Annotated in this window: 16 protein-coding genes and 1 pseudogene; 4 read left to right on the plus strand and 13 right to left on the minus strand. The window is 65.0% G+C overall.

The features are described from left to right. Nucleotides 1-6: 6 nt before the first annotated feature. Nucleotides 7-471 (minus strand): MmcQ/YjbR family DNA-binding protein, encoded by a 465-nt coding sequence (locus tag J9314_RS16995; protein WP_210603457.1) that lies wholly within the window; start codon nt 469-471, stop codon nt 7-9. Nucleotides 472-524: 53 nt separating this feature from the next. On the opposite strand from J9314_RS16995, the gene J9314_RS17000 reads away from it, so the two are divergent. Beyond that, complete coding sequence (locus J9314_RS17000) at nt 525-1,526, plus strand: asparaginase (RefSeq protein ID WP_210603458.1); 1,002 nt, start codon at nt 525-527, stop codon at nt 1,524-1,526. A 48-nt stretch (nt 1,527-1,574) separates the two neighbouring features. Here J9314_RS17000 and J9314_RS17005 read toward each other — a convergent pair whose 3' ends face one another. Both J9314_RS17005 and J9314_RS19515 read right to left on the minus strand, forming a co-directional pair. Beyond that, nucleotides 1,575-2,312 carry an Lrp/AsnC ligand binding domain-containing protein gene (locus J9314_RS17005; RefSeq protein ID WP_246490472.1) on the minus strand — a complete coding sequence of 246 codons (738 nt, stop codon included), beginning with the start codon at nt 2,310-2,312 and terminating at the stop codon, nt 1,575-1,577. A gap of 108 nt (nt 2,313-2,420) precedes the next feature. Continuing rightward, a pseudogene (locus J9314_RS19515) lies at nt 2,421-2,600 on the minus strand (hypothetical protein); the annotation flags it as partial. 42 nt (nt 2,601-2,642) lie between these two features. Between J9314_RS19515 and J9314_RS17010 the strand changes: the two are divergent. Both J9314_RS17010 and J9314_RS17015 read left to right on the plus strand, forming a co-directional pair. Next, a complete protein-coding gene (locus tag J9314_RS17010) occupies nt 2,643-4,109 on the plus strand; it encodes an Nramp family divalent metal transporter (protein ID WP_246490473.1) in 1,467 nt (488 codons plus the stop codon). Further along, on the plus strand, nt 4,109-5,572 hold the full coding sequence (locus J9314_RS17015) for an amidase (protein ID WP_210603460.1): 1,464 nt from the start codon (nt 4,109-4,111) through the stop codon (nt 5,570-5,572). Before J9314_RS17010 ends, J9314_RS17015 begins: the two co-directional genes overlap by 1 nt. 89 nt (nt 5,573-5,661) lie before the next feature. Here the strand turns inward: J9314_RS17015 and J9314_RS17020 are convergent, their stop codons facing one another. The 3 genes from J9314_RS17020 to J9314_RS17030 are packed head-to-tail and all read right to left on the minus strand — an operon-like array spanning nt 5,662 to nt 7,925. Continuing rightward, a complete protein-coding gene (locus J9314_RS17020) occupies nt 5,662-5,967 on the minus strand; it encodes a nucleotidyltransferase family protein (RefSeq protein ID WP_210603461.1) in 306 nt (101 codons plus the stop codon). A gap of 38 nt (nt 5,968-6,005) precedes the next feature. Next, entirely contained in the window at nt 6,006-7,028 is a 1,023-nt protein-coding gene (locus J9314_RS17025; protein WP_210603462.1) for an NADP-dependent oxidoreductase, read from the minus strand. Between the two features lie 48 nt (nt 7,029-7,076). Then, nucleotides 7,077-7,925 carry a ribonuclease FAU-1 family protein gene (locus tag J9314_RS17030; protein ID WP_210603463.1) on the minus strand — a complete coding sequence of 283 codons (849 nt, stop codon included), beginning with the start codon at nt 7,923-7,925 and terminating at the stop codon, nt 7,077-7,079. A gap of 142 nt (nt 7,926-8,067) precedes the next feature. Here J9314_RS17030 and J9314_RS17035 point away from each other — a divergent pair, with 142 nt between their 5' ends. After that, nucleotides 8,068-8,991 carry an amidohydrolase family protein gene (locus tag J9314_RS17035; RefSeq protein WP_246490474.1) on the plus strand — a complete coding sequence of 308 codons (924 nt, stop codon included), beginning with the start codon at nt 8,068-8,070 and terminating at the stop codon, nt 8,989-8,991. A gap of 24 nt (nt 8,992-9,015) precedes the next feature. Here J9314_RS17035 and J9314_RS17040 read toward each other — a convergent pair whose 3' ends face one another. The 7 genes from J9314_RS17040 to J9314_RS17070 form a co-directional block, all read right to left on the minus strand. Continuing rightward, entirely contained in the window at nt 9,016-9,555 is a 540-nt protein-coding gene (locus J9314_RS17040; RefSeq protein ID WP_181274969.1) for a DUF421 domain-containing protein, read from the minus strand. A gap of 91 nt (nt 9,556-9,646) precedes the next feature. Beyond that, nucleotides 9,647-10,957 carry an MFS transporter gene (locus tag J9314_RS17045; protein WP_210603464.1) on the minus strand — a complete coding sequence of 437 codons (1,311 nt, stop codon included), beginning with the start codon at nt 10,955-10,957 and terminating at the stop codon, nt 9,647-9,649. Continuing rightward, entirely contained in the window at nt 10,954-12,426 is a 1,473-nt protein-coding gene (locus J9314_RS17050; protein ID WP_210603465.1) for an aromatic amino acid ammonia-lyase, read from the minus strand. The genes J9314_RS17045 and J9314_RS17050 overlap by 4 nt, the downstream gene beginning before the upstream one ends. 215 nt (nt 12,427-12,641) lie before the next feature. Beyond that, nucleotides 12,642-13,391, minus strand: coding sequence for an SDR family oxidoreductase (locus tag J9314_RS17055; RefSeq protein ID WP_210603466.1), 750 nt, complete (start codon nt 13,389-13,391; stop codon nt 12,642-12,644). A 71-nt stretch (nt 13,392-13,462) separates the two neighbouring features. Next, a complete protein-coding gene (locus J9314_RS17060) occupies nt 13,463-14,398 on the minus strand; it encodes a DUF4097 family beta strand repeat-containing protein (protein WP_210603467.1) in 936 nt (311 codons plus the stop codon). A gap of 1 nt (nt 14,399) precedes the next feature. Further along, on the minus strand, nt 14,400-15,044 hold the full coding sequence (locus tag J9314_RS17065; protein WP_135810463.1) for a response regulator transcription factor: 645 nt from the start codon (nt 15,042-15,044) through the stop codon (nt 14,400-14,402). Beyond that, entirely contained in the window at nt 15,032-16,963 is a 1,932-nt protein-coding gene (locus J9314_RS17070; RefSeq protein WP_210603468.1) for a sensor histidine kinase, read from the minus strand. The genes J9314_RS17065 and J9314_RS17070 overlap by 13 nt, the downstream gene beginning before the upstream one ends. Between the last annotated feature and the right edge of the window lie 121 nt (nt 16,964-17,084).

A 17,084-nucleotide genomic window follows, 5' to 3' on the forward strand; every position in this document is an offset into this window, starting at 1 on the left:
CTCACGTCAACCCATTGCATCCCTCCCGCCGAAGGTCACGGGGTCAACGGGACGATCCTTCCTCGGCATCTTCGCGACGACGAGGCAGTAGGACTCGAGAACGAGGTCGTGGAGCAGGTCGGAGTCGAACCGCTCCCCCGGCTCTTGTCCATTCCCATCCTCGTCGTCGGGTTCGTCCGCCGCTTCCCCTTCACTTCCGTCGTCCCCGCCGCCTGCCACGGTGATCCAGTGCTTCTTGTTCATGTGATAGCCCGGAGTGATCTCGGCATAGGCGTCTCGGAGCACCTCACCGTCGAGGGGATCGATCTTGAGATTGATGCTGGGGATCCCGCGCAGCCGAAAGGCCATCATGAACATCTTCCCGCGCACCTTGTACACGGTGTTCTCCGGCCCGAAGGGATGGTCGATCTCGACAGAGGGGTACTGCATGGCCTGCTCATGGGCCAGACGGAGCACGGTATCGGGATCCATGCGTGGAGGTTAGCAAACGGCTGTGACATGAGAACTGACGTTAGACTCGAATCATGCCTGAGACCTCTTCGCAGACCGCCCCTCACCTGCTGTTGGCCGCCCTCGGCGGAACGATCGCCTCGACTGCCAATGCCGCAGGTGGGGTTGCTCCCGCGCTCGGCGGCGCCGAGATCGCCGCGGCCGCTGGGCTCGATCAGGTGTGGCCGAATCTGCAGGCCGATTTCACGCAGGTCGCTCAGGTCTCGAGCGCGAATGTCACCCTCGAGATGCTCTTCGACGTCGTCGAACTCGCCCGCACGAGCTCGGCCGACGGCATCGTACTCACGCAGGGCACCGACACCCTCGAGGAGTCGGCTTTCGGGCTCTGGCTGCTCAATGATTCGGGCACCCACATCGCCGTCACCGGGGCGATGCGCAATCCGACCCTGCCCGGTGCCGACGGTCCCGCCAACGTCCGCGCGGCTGCGCTCACCGCCCTGTCCGACCAGGTCGAAGGCCTTCCAGCCACGCTCGTGTTCACTGACGAAGTCCACGATCCGAGGTTCGTCACGAAGTCGCACACCACCTCGACGGCGGCGTTCTCCTCCGGGCCTGTGCTCGGCGCGATCGGCTGGCTGAGCGAGGACGACCTCCACCTTCCTCACGCCCCGGGCGCCGTGCAGTCGCCCTTCGCGGGACTGACCCGTCCGGATCAGCTGGCGAAAGTCGCCCTCGCCGAGGTGGGGATGGGTGAGCCGACAGAGACCCTTGATCTCATCGCCGGGTCCGACTTCGCCGGTGCCGTGCTCTCGGGCGTCGGCGGCGGACATGTCCCCGCCGAGCTGCTGCCTGCAGTGGCCCGATTGGCCGAGTCGATGCCCGTCGTACTCGCTTCCCGCACCGGCTCGGGTGCCAGCCTGCACCGAACCTACGGTTACCCCGGCGGCGAGATCGGTCTGATCGAGACCGGACTCGTCCCCGCCGGGATACTCGATGCCCGCAAGGCTCGCATCGTGCTCACTCTGGCGCTGAGCTTCGGCCTGACCCCCGCCGAGGTGTTCGCCCACTTCGGGTGAGTCCTGGCTCGAGGACGGCGTTCAGCCGGCGATGCGTTCCGGCGAAGATCAGACGTCGAATTGAATGCGCGAGCGCTTCGCCGACTTGAGCACCACGGAGGTCTCAACGTGATCGACAAGCTTCATCATCGGATGGCTTGACAGCACCTCCTGCAGATCGGCTCGAGACGCGGTGTCTAACTGGATGAGGAAATCGAATCGGCCCGTGGTGATGACGGCGTTGCGGATTCTCGCTTCGGCCGACACCAGCGAGGCTACCTCGCTCAGATGTCGCGGCCGCACCGACAACCGCAAGATGGCCGTCAGCGGCAGCCCCACCAACCGGGGAGCGAAGACTGCGCGAAGCGCGATCCGTCCGCTCGCTGCCAGTTTGGCCACACGTCTTCTCACCGTTGATTCGGACACCCCCGCAAGTCGGCTGAGATCAACGAAGGTCGCGCGACCGAATCGGGCGAGTTCCGTACTGATCTTCTCATCGACGGCGTCGAGGGCCGGAACATTCCACCTCACCTCATATGCGGGCGTGCCGAATTCATTGAGTTCGGCAAGTCGTCGGGTTTCTTCGAAAAGCAGGACACCGGGGTCCCAATCCTTCGCCACCCTGAGATAGCGAAGGGACGGATTCGTTCGCACATGGCGTGCTCCGGGAATCGCCTGCAACTCGTCGATGACCACCTCCGCGAGATCCGCATCCGGAATCGTGATTTCGCCGATCAGATCCGACCGACCGGTAGTCAGGTGGAGCCAGCTGACATCCAGTCGAGCTGCGAGTGACTTCGCAGCCATACGTACTGCTCCGCGATCGGTCTCCGCCTCGATGATCGTCCCCGGGGACCCAGCCGACACTGCCGCTACCCTCACCAGACCGCGATCGAGCATATCCTGCCCACGCCTGGCCACCGTCCTCTCGTGCATCTCCAGCACATCGGCGATCTGCGGCCAGGAGGCGCGAGGGTGGACCTGAAGCGCGGCGAGGATTCGTGCCCCGTCCGAAGCGTCGTTCGTCGCGGACGGCTGACTCCCCACGCGGAGATGGCGGGCTTCCGCCAAAGAATCTTGCGCTGAAGATGACATAGGTCATGATTCTGTCAGATTCCACCGGTTCTGCACATGGCTATGGCGAACGTCGAAAGCTTGTCTACGGTGTTAATTGCCGTTCCGTCTCGAAAAGGAGGGTTCAGCATCGTCATCGATGAAGGTGCTGAGGTGACCCGCCCGCGGATCCATTCGATCACAGTCAGTAGGCAGCTCATGAGTTCAAAGATGACACCAAGTCCTCCCGCAGCGAACCACACCGCGGCACCTCGTCCAGGCACGGTGCTTGAACCTCCTCGGACCTGGGTGGGACGACTGCGGATGATCGGTCCCGGGATCGTGCTTGCCATGGCCAGCGTGGGCGCCGGTGACATGGTCACGACGCTGAGCTCGTCCTCCCAGTTCGGTTTGGGACTGATCTGGGTCTTCATCGTGGGCCTGATCCTCAAGTTCGGCCTCACCGAGGCGATTGCGCGTCTTCAGCTCACGGGGAGCCGCACATTCCTCTCTCATCTCACCGACATCGGCGGGCGATTCCTGCCGGCGGTCTTCCTCGGAATCGTCCTGCTGGTCGGGTTCTTCTATGGCTCGGGACTCACTGCGATCACCACTCTGACTATGCAGGCGCTGATCCCGGGGCTGCCGTATTGGCCGACCTTCATCGTCATCGTGACCTCGGCCATCGTCCTCATCGGAATCGGACGCTACGGCATCGTGGAGTCTGCGATGCTCGGTTTCGGCATCCTCATGTTTCTCGGCATGGTCTGGGTTGCCATCGCTTCGGCCAGAGGCGACGGCGCTTCTCAGGCAGTGGATACGGCCGTCCCCACTCTTCCGGCCGGGTCTTTCATCACCGTGCTCTCCCTGATCGGCGGTGTAGGCGGAGCAGTCGGGATCATCGCCTATTCCTACTGGATCCGCGAGAAGGGCTGGAATGGCCCCCAGTGGAAGTCGATCGTCAGGATCGACTCGATCTCCAGCTACGTCTTCATCGCCGTCTTCGCGGTCGCGATGACCGTGGTGGGCACTTTCCTGCTCTTCACCACGAATACGACGATCGACGGCAGCGAAGCCATCATCCCGCTCGCGGACTCGATAGTGCCTCTTGCCGGCGACATCGGTCGGATCGCCTACCTTCTCTGCCTGGTCGCTATCGTCTATTCGTCTATCCTCGGCGGCTTCTCGGCGATCGGCTATCTGCTCGCGGATGGTGTGCGTGTGCTGCGGCGCATCGACGATGAGAAAGCCGACCAGTCGATGGCCCCTTCGTCTGTTCCCTACCGTCTGGCTTTGGCTTATGTGCTCGTCTGTTCCTTGGCGGTCTCGTCTCTCGGAGAACCCGTCGCTCTCGTCATCATCTATGCCACAGTCAGCGCCTTCGTCCTGCCCATCCTGTCGATTGCACTGTTGCTGCTGCTCAATCGGAAAAGCTTCCCGGCGACACTTCGCAACGGCCTGTGGTCCAACATCATCCTGGTTGCCTGCCTGGCGCTGTTCGGCTTCCTCGCCATCGTCCAATGTCTCGAAACTTTCGGAGTGATGTCCTGATGCCCCAGACCACCATCGGCGCGGGTGTTTCAGAGCTCGTCAATACATCGGCAGTCGACCTCGTGGCGCTCATGCAGAATGGCGAAGCATCGGTCGTCGAGGTGATGGAGGCACATCTTTCACGAATCGAGGAGACGAACGCACAGGTCAACGCCATCGTCGCTCTTGACACCGACAGGGCTATGGACGCCGCGCGCAGACTCGATGAGGCCTTCACCCGGGGTCGGGAAGATCTACCCGCACTCTACGGGCTTCCGATCGCTCACAAGGACACTCTCCCCGCAGCAGGCTGGGTGTCGACCTCGGGCACGAGCGTCTATGCGAACCGCATCCCTGATGTCGACCACATCGTGATAGAACGAGAACGTCGTGCCGGGGCTGTGACCATCGGTCGAACGAACGTCCCCGAACTCGGCCTCGGATCGCACACGTTCAATCCCGTGTACGGTCAGACCCATAATCCGTGGGATCTCTCTCGCAGCGCCGGAGGCAGCAGCGGCGGTGCGGCGGCTGCCCTGACCGCGCGGATGCTGCCGGTAGCCGACGGTTCGGATACGGGCGGTTCGCTGCGCACCCCGGCGTCGTTCTGCAATGTCGTCGGCCTGCGCCCGACCGTGGGCGCGGTGCCGAGCTGGCCGGAGGCTGTGCCTTGGTCTCGGTTGTCGGTCAAAGGCCCGCTCGCGCGCACCGTGCGGGACCTGCACCTTCTGCTCACTGTTCAGGCCGGTGAAGATCCTCGCTTCCCGGCCGGTCGGCATGTCGAGCTCGGCCCCTGGGACACCGGCGCCTCGATTCGCGGGGTTCGTGCGGCGTGGAGTCCCGATCTGGGCCTCGACTTACCGGTCGAAGCAGAAGTTCGTGAACGACTGGTGCCCGTCGTCGAAGCGATCGCGTCGGCCGGAGTCGCTGTCGGTGAGGGCACGCCAGATCTCTCCGGCGCCCCGCACGCCTTCAGCGTGCTGCGTGCCTGGCAGATGGAAGCCACGCTGGGGCCTCTCGTCGACGCCCACAGGGAAGATCTGGGCTCCTCCGTCATCTGGAATGTCGAGCTCGGACGACAGCTGAGCGGTCCCGAAATCGGCGGAGCAGAGCTTCACAGCGCAGTCATCAGCGAGCGGATGCGTCGGTTCTTCTCCGAATATGACTTCCTGCTGTGCCCAGTCGTCCAAGTCTCTCCCTTCGACGGTCGGCTCGACTATCCACACGAGGTCGCTGGGGTGCCGATGCGCGACTACCTCGAATGGATGACGCTGCCGTCGACGATTACGATGACTGGCTGCCCTGCAGTCTCGCTGCCTGCCACGTTCACCGCACAGGGTCTTCCCATTGGCATTCAGATCGTCGGCAAACCCGGCAGTGAGCAACGTCTGCTGGAGTTCGCTGCCGCCGTCGAGGAGATCGTCAACGTTTCGCACATGGTCCCACCGCTCACCAGCGCGAACTGTTCCGGTGAGGTCAAGTGAGGCACCGTCAGGTGCACAGCCGTAGTGTTCCTCAGCGGCATTCACGAGAATTGATAGATGTCTTTGCATCCCATAACCACGCCCGCGTTTCAGGCTGCAAAGACATCGCGAGCACCACGCAGCGCGGATTCTCGGAAATGGGGATTACGCAGGGAACGACCGACTACCAGGTCCACTCTGCGACCCATCAGGACAGTCAGCCCTTCGAGCAGGCCGAAATAATCCTGGAAGAGGTTTGCCCTGCCAGGAAGGAAGTCAACGATGAAGTCGACGTCGCTCGAAGCCGGGTCGAATTCGCCTGTTACCGCTGAGCCGAAGATCCGCAATCGAGCGACACCGTACTCGCGGCATAGTTCAGCCACGGCGTCGGCATCGATCTCGATTGCGGATTCCATACGACTATTTTCTCACTTCGGCATAAGAACCGACTGCCTCAGCTCTCGGCACCCACCGCGACGACCATCTTGCCGAAGTTGCCGCCGGTGAGCAGGTCGTTGAAGTACTCGGGGGCCTTATCGAGTCCCGGGCGGATGTCCTCGCGGAACCGCACCTTGCCCTCCTTGAGCCAGCCGCTCATATCGGTGAGGAACTGACCGGTGAGCCGTTCGGCGAATTCGAACTGGATGAAGCCGCGGACCAGCAGCGACTTCGTGAGGATCTGACCCATGAGCGCACCCGAACGGTCGGGCCCCTCGGGCAGGGAGGTGAGGTTGTAGTTGGCCACGAGCCCGCAGACGGGAACGCGACCGTAGGTGTTCATCCTCGGCAGCACGGCGTTGAAGACGTCTCCTCCGACGTTCTCGAAGTAGACGTCGATGCCCTGCGGGACCGCCTCTTTCAGCTCCTGCTTGAGGTTGCCCGTACGGTGGTCGAGGGCCACGTCGAAACCGAGTTCCTTCAGGTGCGCGACCTTCTCCGGCCCGCCGGCGATGCCGACCGCAGTCGCACCCTTGATCTTCGCGATCTGACCGACGACCGAACCGACGGGTCCGGTGGCGGCGGCCACGGCCACTGTCTCGCCTTCCTTCGGCTGACCGATCTCGAGCAGGCCCGCGTACGCGGTGAATCCGGGCATGCCGAGCACGCCGAGGTGGGTGGAGATCGGTGCGAGCTCCGGGTCGATCTTGCGCAGATGTCCGGTCGACTCGACCGAGTACTCCTGCCATCCGCCGTAGCCGAGGACGATGTCGCCGACGGCGAAGTCGGGCGAGTTCGATTCGACCACCTCGGCGACGGTCGCGCCGACCATGACATCGCCGACCTCGACGGGCTTGGCGTAGGACTTCGCGTCCGACATCCGACCGCGCATGTACGGATCGAGCGAGAGATAGAGGGTGCGCAGCAGGACCTGACCCTCACCCGGGGTAGGTACGGGCACCTCGTCGAGGAGGTAGTTCTCGGCCGTGGGCGCGCCCACGGGACGGGAGTTCAGGCGAACCCTGTGATTGGTCGTCATCAGGCTGTTTCCTTTCATCGGATGATCCGTGTCATCGACACGTCGGCGTCATCGGAACTGTCTGTCATAGCAACCATTCGGGATCGATCGATGTTCCTGATCGAACGATTTTTCTGGACGAAGTTCTTTGTCCGTCCCATTCACGAGCCCGCGCGCCGCCGTCTCCCACTGCGGGTCGAACGCCCATGCGAAATCGCCGAGGTGGTCGAGCAGCTCCGCACCATTGGCGCGGATGATCTCCGACCACTCGGCCGGCCAGGCCCCGAAGTTCGCGGCCGCGGCGAGTTCATCGACATCCTTGAAGACCGCCCCGGTGACGTCGAACCCGCCGTCAGGAGTGTGCAGCGGCAGCGAGGAGACGGGAAAGGTGATGTCGAGGATGTGGTCGCTGGTGAACAGGGCATCATCGGTTCTCATGTGCGTGGCTTCGAGATTGACGTACCACTCGGCACGCACCGAGTTGCCACCGCCGGACACTGCACCTCCGGGAGCAGCAGCCTCGTCGTCCTTGAGCAGCACCCACACGGAGAACGGCACCTGCGGCGGAACGATCTTCAGTACTCCGCGTCCGTGCCAGGTCCCGTCGACGTTGATCCGGGTCGGCGCCTCGGCGGGTGGCCGGAACCGTGCGGCCAACGGGACGTCATGCGGATTCGCGTCCTCCCATCCGACGATCCGGGTCTCCTGAGTCAGTGTGCCGCCGGATAGCCACAGCACGAGGCCCTCGGGCCCATCGGCGATGACACGCATCGGTCGGGCCACCTCGGCGCGGTCACGCTCGAAATCGAACCGACGAAACGTCCAGGTCACGGTCTCACCGGGTGCCCGAAACGGCCCCTGGCCGATGGGCCTGACCTGGGCCGGAACGGTGACCGGATAAGGATCGCGCAAGCTCATGCGGGCAGTCTATGCCGCGGTCATGCACGCCCGCTGAGGGCCGATGTCCGCTCCGCCTGCCCTCGGAACCGGCATCCTCGCCCTGCCCTGCCTGGGCATACCGCCCGCCTGACCGTGCCCAGCCACGTCATAGAGTGGGGCCATGAACGACTCCGATGATGCAGCCACCCAGGCGATGACCGCTCCCCCGCGAACGGATGCGGAGATCCCCGCCTATCTCAACGAGCTCGACCTGCCGGGACTCGCCGACATCCACGTCCATTTCCTCCCGCAGAATGTGCTCGACAAGGTGTGGGCGTACTTCGACAATGCCGAAGCCAACTACGGTCGACCCTGGCCGATCCACTACCGGTACGACACGGACACCCGCCTGCGCATCGTCCGTGACCTGGGCATTCGCGCAATCCCAGCGTTGACCTACCCGCATAAACCCGGCATGGCCGCCTGGCTGAATGACTGGAACGCCGAGTTCGCCGCTGCCCATTCCGACGTCATCCACTGCGGGACCCTCTACGCCGAACCCGAGGCCGCCGACTACGTCCCCGCCGCCCTGGCTGCTGGTGCGAAGCTGTTCAAAGTCCACATCCAGGTGGGTGGATTCTCCCCCGATGACCGGGTGCTCGACCCTGCCTGGCGGGCCCTCGAAGAGGCGCAGGTGCCGATCGTCATCCACGCGGGTTCGCGTCCGCTGCCGGGCGAGTTCACCGGCCCCGAGGCGGTCGCGCACGTGCTCGAGCGCTTCCCGACGCTGCGGTTCGTCATCGCCCACATGGGCATGCCGGAGTACGACGAGTTCGCCGACCTCGCCGAAACCTACGAGGGTGTTCACCTCGACACGACGATGTACGTCTCGGGATACTTCCAAACCCCCGCCGAGGTGGCCCCCGCCTACCGCGAACGCTTGGCCGGTCTGCAGGACAAGATCATCCTCGGCTCGGATTTCCCGAACATCCCCTACCCGTATGCCGACCAGATCTCCGGTCTGGCCGGGCTCGGACTCGGCGACGAGTGGATGCGTTCGGTGCTGTGGCACAACGGGGCGCGGGTGCTCGGGCTCGACGGATAGGACGCGGAGAGCTGCGGCGAGGATTCAGCCTTCGCGGGGCACTCGCTCGGCCCCGATGACTCCCTCCAGTATGTCCTCGTCGATCGGGGAACCTCGGCGGATGACGCTGATCTGCCCGGTCGATTCGAGGATCACACACGCGACCTCATCACGATTGCGGATGCCGGCCGAGCGCAGCTTCGCGACCACCTCGTCGCGGTCGACATGGGACTTCGCGAGGTTGTGAGTGAGCATCTCAGGTCCTGCCATGAGGACGACGGCCGGTGAGTTGACGACGCCGCGGATCAGCCCGAATCGGCGTCCCGCTCCGGTCACAGCCTGCAGGATGAGCAGCGTTGCCAGTGCCAGCGCTCCACCGACCAGGGTCGGGGTGTCGCCGAGGATGGACCGGCCGATGATCGCTCCGATCGCGATGATCGAAGCCAGATCGAAACTCGACAGGTTCGCCAGGGTCCGCTGGCCGAAGACGCGCAGGAGCAGAATGATGCCGAAGTAGAAAGCAACGCACGAGGCGACGACCCTGACCGCATCGACCCAGTCGAGTCCGTATTCCATCCAATCCATGAAGAACCTCCGGGATGGATGATACCGCCACCGAGGCGGTCGAGCCGGGACTCAGAGCATACGGAGCCAATCGTCGAGGGTGACGTCGGAGTCAGACGATGTGATCCTTCGCGGTCTCCGGTGCCCACAGCCACGTGAACACCGCACCGACGGCCAGCACCGCGGCGAGGACGTACATCGACACCGCGATCCCCCAGCCTTCGAGCATGATCGGGAGGACGAAGGTGCCCACCGCCGAGGCGATGCGGCTGAGCCCGTTGAGCAGTCCGACGCCGGAGGCGCGCAGACTCGTGGGGAAGAGTTCGGGCGGGTAGACCTGGGTGAGGTTCGAGGCCGCGGACATGACGAACGTGTAGATCGCGAACGGGATCATCAACAGGATGAGGTTCGCTCCGGAGAACACGCCGAGGAGCACCAGCGAGACCGTGAGGACGACGAATGACCAGAATGTCGCCGGACGCCTGCGGAACTTCTGCACGAGCCACAGCCCGGCGATACCGCCGGCGAGCAGGAACAGGTTGAGGATCAGGTACTGGAGATCCTCGTCTTCGACCTCGAGGCTGGTGAAGATCGTCGGCACGAACGTGTAGATCGCGAAATACGGCAGCACCAAAGCGCTGTAGAAGATCACGCCGAACCAGGTCTTGCGTCGCATCCTGGGTCCGAACAGCTCCTTGAAGTCCTCGGCGCTGACCTCCTCGGTGGCCACGGCTGGGAACTGCTCGGGGGTGATCTCGATGCCGATGTATTTGCGCACGATCGCCTTCGCCTCGTCGATGCGACCCTTGCTGATCAGCCATGCCGGGGACTCGGGGGCTCCGATGCGGACGATGAGCACGATGAGAGCGGGGATCGCACCGGAGGCGAGCAGCCAACGCCACGAGTCACCGTCGCCGACGAGGTAGACGCCGAGCACATTGGCCGCGACATAGCCGACCGTCCACATCACGGTCAGCGAGGCGAGCATCATCCCGCGATGCCGCCTCGGCGCGAATTCGGAGAGCAGGGTCGGGCCGACGGCGTAGTCGGCGCCAAGGCCGAAGCCGATGAGCACGCGCAGGGCGAACAGAGTCCAAATCTCCGGGGCCCACAGCTGGAGGACGGATGCGACGGCGATGAGCAGGAAGTTGAGCACGTAGACCTTCTGCCGCCCGATCCGGTCGCTCACGCGTCCGAGGATGACGCTGCCGAAGAAGAGGCCGATGAGCGCCGAGGCACCGAGCAGTCCGGATTCGACGCCGTTCAACCCCCATTGTGTGCCGAGCACGGGCAGGAGGGCCCCGATGATCCCGAGCGCGTAGCCGTCGGAGAAGTTCGCGCCGAAGGTCATCGCGGTGATGCGAGCGTGGAACCGCCCGAACGGCACATCGTCGATGGCCGTGGGCTTGGAGGATGCAGTCATGATGCCATGTCCTTCGAACGGAGGGTCTTAAGGTCGGTGGCGACGAACCGTTCGAGTGCAGCGATGTCGTCGGAGAGTGAGCGGTCGGTGATCGTCGGATCGATCGGGGCGAGGGCGAGGTAGTCCAGGAACGGCGCCGAGGCGGTCGGGCCCGCGTTGGTGCCCGAGATTTCAGTGCGTTCGGCTTCGGCCATCGCCACTCCGCGGGAGGCACCAAGGAGTTCGACGGCGAGGACTCTGCGCGCCTGTTCGAGGCCGGTGAGCAGCTGGCGGGCGGCTTGGGCCGTGAACGGGGCGTGGTCTTCCGATCCCCGGGAGACCACGACGTTGGACAGCGAAGCCGGTTGGGCTTGGATGCGCAGTTCGTTGAGCGCCGAGGCGGTCACGTACTCGGCCATCATGATCCCGCTGCTGCCGGGGGTGGAGTCGGAGAGGAAGGGCTCGAGCCCGGTGATGTCGGGTTCGGACAGGCGCGTCGTGCGGTCGTAGGAGAGCTGGGCGACACCGAAGAGGGCGAGCGTGGTGGCCTCGAGTTCGATCATCAGCTGCTGGGTGTGGAAGTTTCCGTTGTGGTAGATCCACGCGGAGTCGACGTCGACGAGCGGGTTCTCCGGGCTCGCGTTCATCTCGGTCTCGACGGCCTCGGCCAGCCGCGATCGTGCGGTGAGCAGGGTGGACAGGACGGGGGTGATCGCGCGGAAACCGAAGGTGTCCTGGAGCCGGCGGGCTTCCCAGGAGCTGGGGCCGATGGCGTCGAGGATGCGTGTCGCCGCCTCCTTCTGCCCGGGTTCGGGGCGTGCGGTCTGGACGGCCGCGGCGAAGGGTTCGAGGTTGGCTCCGGCGACCTTCATGGAGGCCGCCGCGATGCGCACGCAGTGATCGATGAAGCGGTCCACCTCGGCGACCGCGCGCGCCGCAGTGGCCAGGGTGAAGGCATTGCTCGAGATGAACGGCAGCGCATCGCCGCCGTGCGGAGTCCACAGGGCGCGGGCGGTGCCGTCAGCGGTCGGCTTCTCGCCGGTGAGGGTGAGGGCGAGTTCAGCCATCTGCGACAGGTCTCCGGTGCCGAGGGATCCTACCTCGTGGATGACCGGTCGGTGTCCCTCGTCGAGGTGGGTCCGCAGGGCGTCGACGACATCGGCCGAGATGCCGGACCCACCTTGCAGCAGCTGGTTCACCCGGATGGCCATGGCCATGCGCACCGTCTCGTCGTCGACGAGGTCGCCGGCCCCCACGGCGTGGCTGCGCAGCAGTCGGAGGTCCTGGTCGATCGAGTTGCTCTCAGCGAGGTCGACGGACTTGTTCGCACCGACCCCGGTCGAGCGGCCGTAGATCGGAACGGTGTCGACCGCTTCCACAGCGAAGTCGTGGGCGGCTGTCATCGCCGTCGTGTCGGTGAATGGCAGGGTGCCGCCCTCTTCGGCGAACCGGATGAGGGTGGTCAGGGTCAAATGCTCGTGCGACGACATCGTCTTCCTTCCCGGAGCGGGCTGAGTTCCGGATGGCCGACGCGTGCGTGACCATGCTGAGAAGACGCTAGTCCACGCGACGAGAGCGTGTCTTCCAGATCACATCGATTTCGTCCGAAATATCGGACATTTTGGAGTCAGTGCAAGATAGGGAGAGAAAGACGACGGGAAAGTATGTACCGTACAGGCCGCATATGCCGGCACGTGGGACTGACTCAGTACGTACGGAGCCAATCGTCGAGGGTGACGTCGGAGAGCCTCGGCGATGGTGGGATGAGTCCGTCGCGGGACGCCGGACCGGGCAGTGGGATGCCGATGACCTGCGGTGATTTCGTCCCGGTTGCCTTAGCCCGATGCGCGTTGAGTCGGCGTGCGATCGTCGCGAAGTCACTGATCTCGGGGCCGGCGACCTCGATGGTGCCGGTCTCGCCGACGTCGATGGCTTCGGCCATCATTCGCGCGGCCTCCGCGGCGGCCAGGGCCTGCACGCGCACCTTCGGGACGAAGCACAGCGGGCCGGCACTGATTGTCATCGCGTCGACGAGTTCGAACCATTGGGCCGAACGGAAGATCAGCAGCCGCTCTTCGGGGACGATTCGCCGGTAGATGCGTTCCTGCACCGCTTTGCCCTGGTAGTAGCCGAGCAGCTTCGATTCTCCGACCTCGGGGCGGAAGGCGATCGACAGGCAGGCTACGGAGGTGCCGGGCTGTTCGGCCGCGGCGAGAGCGATCGATCGGGAGCTGTGGGAGAAGAAGTCGACGGCTTGGCGCCCTTTCATCGTCATCCGGTTGACGCAGTCGACGAGGACATCGCTGCCTTCGGCCGCCTCGGCGACGCCATTGCCGTTGTACGTGTCGACTCCGCTTCCGCGATGGGCTGCGATGACCGTGTGTCCGCGCTCGCGCAGCTGGTCGACGAGGCGCGCGCCGAACGTTCCGGTGGCTCCGTACACGGTGATCTGCATGGCCGACCTCTCAGACGCCGCACGGGCGGACCCATGATGAGCCCGCCCGTGCGCCGGTCGCTTCTCGCTTCTCAGTTCTGGTTGACCGTGACTGTACCAGTGTCGGCTGTGGCCGAGATCGGCACCAGCGTCTCGTCCTCGTCGTCCTTCGGGTCCTCGGACACATCGTATTTCTTCAGATCCGAGGCCAGGTCGACGGATCCGTCGGTCGACTTCGCATTGATCCGGTAGACGAAGTCCTCGTCGCCCTTTTCGTTCGCGAGCTTGAGGTTCGGCAGCCGCAGCTCGATCGGTCCTTCCTCGGTCTTCGCGCTGATGCCGCCGGATGGGATCGCCTCGTCGGTGAAGGCGAGATCGAGTGTGCCCGTCGAGGTGACCGCATCGAGGTGGTCGGTGACGGTGAGGTCCTCGCCGTCGATGGCCCCGACTCCGGTCTTCGCCTCGACGGTCCCGAAGGTTCCTTCGAGCGAGGTCGCACCCCAGTCGGTCGAGGTGCGGATCCGGTCGGCCGAGCCGCTGACGGTCAAAGCCCCACCATCGGTGTCGGCGCTGATCTCGGCGAAGTCGCCGTCGACGTCGAAGGTGCCGTAGTTGCTGTCGAGGCCGAGCTTGAGGTCGCGGGCCACCTCGGTGGGGACGGTGACGGTGATCCGGGTGTTCTCGAGCTTCTTCTCATCGTCCAGACCCACCTCGGCGACGCCACCGCGTGAGTCGACCGTGAGGTCCGGAACAGCGTCGCGGGGGCCGGTGGCGCGGAGCTCGACGGTGGGGTCCGCGTCGTCGTCGGTCCTGATGTCGACGGACGCGCCCATGGACAGGCCGACCTTGAGCTCTTTCATCGTCTCCGGCAGCGCCTGCGAGGATTCGAGCTTGCCGTAGTGCAGTCGGGAGGCACCGTGGGCGGCGGTGACGATCACGGGGATGAGGAGGACGATGGCGGCGAGGATGATCAACACCGTGCGCAGACCGAGTCGGGCAGATTCGCTGATGCGAACTGTGGCAGGCATTCTAGGCTCCGAGGAATGTGAGGACGGCGAGGACGCGTCGGTTGTCCGAAGTGTCGGCAGTGAGGCCGAACTTCGTGAAGACCGAGCTGATGTGCTTCTCAACGGCTCCGGCGCTGAGGTAGAGGGTGCGGGCGATCGCGGCGTTGGACTTGCCTTCGGCCATGAGCTGGAGGACTTCGACTTCGCGTGGGCTCAGGGTCGACAGCCCGTCCTTCTTCCGGGTGCGCACGAGGATCTGCGAGACGACCTCGGGATCGAGGACGGTTCCTCCGGATGCCACCTCGTCGACGGCTGCGAGGAAGTCCTCGACGTCGGCGACCCGGTCCTTGAGGAGGTAGCCGAACCCGCCGGTGTTCTCGGCGATGAGTTCGGAGGCGTACTGTTCCTCGACGTACTGGCTGAACACGAGGACCTTGACGTCGGGGTTCTGCTTGCGGATGAGGACGGCGGCGCGGATGCCTTCGTCGGTGAACGTCGGTGGCATGCGCACGTCGATGACGGCCAGATCCGGCGGATCGTTGTGGACGACGGCCAGCAGTTCGTTGGCGTCGGGGACGGCGGCGATGACCTCGTGTCCGGCGTCGGCGAGGAGTCGTTCGAGTCCGGCCCGCAGGACGGCAGAGTCTTCAGCGATTACGATGCGCATGGCACCTCCACAACTATGGTTGTCGGCCCACCTGCGGGGCTGGTCAGATTCAGTGTGCCACGAGCGGCTTCGACGCGGTCGATGAGACCGGCGATTCCTGTATGCCGTCCGCTCCGGTCGACGCGGGCTCCGCCATGTCCGTTGTCGGTGACGACGATCTGCACGCCGGTGTCGATCGGGGCGATGAACACGTTGGCCTTGGTGGCCCCGGAGTGCTTGGCGATGTTCGTCAGGCATTCGGCGACGACGAAGTAGGACACGGCTTCGGCTTCCCGCCCGATCCGCCCTTCGAGGCGGACATCGACGTCGACGGGGATCGTCGAGCGTCCGGCGAGCGCGGAGACTGCAGCATCGAGTCCGCGGTCGGTGAGCACCGCCGGGTGGATGCCGCGGGCGAGCTGACGCAGTTCGTTGACGATGCCCTTGGCCTCGGTATGGGCTTCGGAGACGAGTTCCTTGGCGCGTTCGGGGTCGGTGTCGATCTTCGACTTCGCCATTCCCAGGGCCATGGTCAGTGCGACGAGGCGGGGCTGGGCTCCGTCGTGGAGGTCGCGTTCGATGCGCAGACGTTCGGCGGCAGCTGCCTCGATGCCGGCCATGCGTGCCCGGTCGAGTTCGGTCACTTCGGCTTGGAGGGCCACGGTACGGGCCGGGGCCAGCAGTGCCCGGTCGAGGGCACGGTCGAGGAGCGGGGCGAACCACAGGATCGCCAGGGAGCTGGCGAGTACGATGACCGAGCCGATGGCGACGCCGAGGCGGGCCGGTCCTTCGATGGATTCGCCGATGAAGAAGGCGTTGACTCCGTCGGGGTTGATGGCGGAGAAGATGCCGAACAGCGCTCCGCAGATGCCGGCGAGCGTACCGCCGACGATGATCGCGCCGACCAGCATCTTGATGTAGTGATGGGCGGTCGAGCGCCAGAAGGCCCCGGATTTCACCTGCAGCCAGCGGGTGTGGAGGAACCGGCCGAAGCCGGGTTCGCGGTTGCTGCTTTCGATCTTCGGGACGGGGATCTTATCGCCGTAGATGAGTTCGGCGCGGTAGCGTTCGACGATGTTCGCGCCCTGCTGGACGAGGACCCACACGAGCAGTGCGAGCACGCCGAGGCCGAGGGCGAAGATTCCGCCGAAGCCGGTGAACAGCAGTCCGAGGGGGATCCATGCCCAGATCACCGCGAGCACGGCCGAGAGGACGAGGTTCGCGACCCCGATGAATCCGGTCGGGCGCTTGGGCCACGTGATGGGACCGTCGGCGGGGATCTCGGTGACGTCGTCCCGGGTCAGCGGCAGTGAGCCGGTGACCGGTGCGTAGGCGACCGGTTCGGTGCGCTGCTTCCCTCGCCGAGGTGGCCGTGGGGGTGGCATCGGAGGCTGCCCCTGGCGCGGTGGCTGGGGTTGGCGCGGTTGCTGGGGTTGCCTGGGCTGTTGGGGCTGACGCGGCTGCTGGGGTTGCTGCGGCAGACCGGGTTGCGGGGGTTGGCCGGGCTGGTGGGGCTGCTGTCCGGCGGGGCTGTAAGAGGCCGGGGTTGAGGGGTAGGTGCGAGGACCGGAGTGGCTGGGTGCCGCCGCGTAGTTCGGCGGTGCGAGGTGGGCCATCGGAGCCTGAGCGTATTGCCTGGTCGGCTGCTGGGGGTTCTGCGGCTGTTCGTACCCCTGCGGCTGCTGCGGGTACTGACGAGTCGCACCGGTGGCGAACGGCACGTCGAGATCGAGAGGCTTGGTCCGGAACTCTCCGGCCTGACTGGCCGCAGGTTCATCGATCTCAGATGTCGGCGGGGCGTTGACGATCGCCTCGGCGCTGATGGATTCTTCGCGTTCACCGGCGCTGGGGGCCGCCTCGGTGTCGGGGGGCTGAGGCTCCACCGGATCGGTGCCATGCGGCTCCTGATCCTGCGGGTTCTCGGGGGTCTTCTCACTCATAGCAATAACGCTACGGGAGTGACGTCGCGGCCAACAGCACGAAGACCTCCGACCCCGCATCGGGTTTTCCCCACGGCAGTGACCGTCCCCACTGCCGCGGCGTGAATACCGCCCACCATCC

This window comes from Brevibacterium oceani (assembly GCF_017948325.1).
Classification (GTDB): Bacteria; Actinomycetota; Actinomycetes; order Actinomycetales; family Brevibacteriaceae; genus Brevibacterium; species Brevibacterium oceani.